The 1305-nt window shown below is 50.4% G+C and carries 3 protein-coding genes; all 3 read left to right on the top strand.

All coding sequences use genetic code 11. The annotated features are described in order from the left end of the window. Positions 1 to 377, top strand: a 377-nt coding sequence (locus DUPY_RS09815) for a hypothetical protein (protein WP_208600025.1), incomplete at its 5' end; no start/stop codon positions are given. Positions 378 to 443: 66 nt separating this feature from the next. Then, positions 444 to 746 carry a DUF5076 domain-containing protein gene (locus DUPY_RS27190; protein ID WP_071651614.1) on the top strand — a complete coding sequence of 101 codons (303 nt, stop codon included), beginning with the start codon at positions 444 to 446 and terminating at the stop codon, positions 744 to 746. Beyond that, positions 709 to 1260, top strand: a complete 552-nt coding sequence (locus tag DUPY_RS09810) for a hypothetical protein (RefSeq protein ID WP_208600024.1) — start codon at positions 709 to 711, stop codon at positions 1258 to 1260. Before DUPY_RS27190 ends, DUPY_RS09810 begins: the two co-directional genes overlap by 38 nt. Positions 1261 to 1305 lie beyond the last annotated feature (45 nt).

Genomic DNA, 1305 nt, shown 5'->3' with positions numbered 1-1305 from the left:
CGGCCAGGAGCCGACGGTCACGAATAATACAAAATTGGATGGATGAACAAAGAATGACCGATATGGAACTGGAAGCGCTAAATGACAAAGCAACCGGACGGCTTTTGATGGCGGACGTTTTCGACGAAGCAGCCTTTAAGAATTTGTACTCGTACATTTGTGAAGTGGCCGAGAAGCTGAAGAGGGAGAGTGTTCTATCAAAACAATTCTTAGCTGTCGTGCTGAATGCTGCCAGCGCAATCAGAAGCCGTGCCGAGTACCTGCCTGACGTTAAAAAACGCATAGCACTCGCCGACGACTTTGATATGGTTTTGGCTTTAGTTGCGGTGGGAGAAGCGCCAAGTGACAGGCGGCCAAACGTACCCCGTGTTATATGAACTTGCGTTCGACGTTGGCCGACATCGGCCAAAAGCAGCCTGTCGAAAATTTATGAATGGATTTATATGAATGAACGCCCAATACCCCCCGCAGCACTAAGCGATGCGGCATCGGTCGAAATGCTGCGTGTTTGGGTGGCTGAGAAGCAGTTGCACTGCTCACTGAAGATTGGTATGTACAGAGATGGTATGGGCATTGATGAGGAATCAGCCTGGGGGACAATACTTGCAGATGCAGCTAGGCATATTTCGAGAGCCCTGCATCCCGAAGATGCAGAAGCGGAGGAGGCTGCGCTAGAGAAAATTCGCCATCGTTTAAACCAGGAACTTGTTGCGCCAACCTCTGACGTTAAAGGTGGATTTGTATAATTGCCTGCATCCAGCCAGAAGCAATCCGATTCGCGAACAGCTTGTTCAATTTCTTATGAATTTAATTCTCGAAAACACTGACCAGGTTCGCTTCTTCACGGACATGAGGAAAGTATTTGCCGCTGCGGAAATTGCACCTCGGGACTACGACTGGTACATCAGCGACATTGAGACGAATTTCACGCCCGAAGGGTTTAGCGCAGGTGACCAATGGATGCATGGTGAAGAACTAGCGTCCCTCATCTCCACGCATGACATTCAGTTCATTTGGGCTGTCTTTAGTGCCGTGCCCAAAGGTTCTCGTCCCACTGTATCGGAACCGCCATACGTCGAGGGTAACCCGGATTATTGGAATGGCAGAGACCCAGCACCTCAATTGAAGGGGGCTCTATTTGAAATTGCTTGCTGGGATAGTAGCGGGACAATACTTATCAATCTTCCCGAGCACGCACAGCGTGCGTTTATGGCCAAATACCCGGACACGCAGCCCCTCATTAAAGCGGCTCGCACATAGGGTGATAAAGCGAACTTCCGCTTTGGGGCGGCTCCGGCCCAGGGT

The organism is Duganella phyllosphaerae (assembly GCF_001758785.1).
In the GTDB taxonomy this organism is placed as follows: Bacteria; Pseudomonadota; Gammaproteobacteria; order Burkholderiales; family Burkholderiaceae_D; genus Rugamonas; species Rugamonas phyllosphaerae.
Note: the sequence above shows the minus strand (reverse complement) of the source record. Positions and strands in the feature narration are given on the sequence as shown.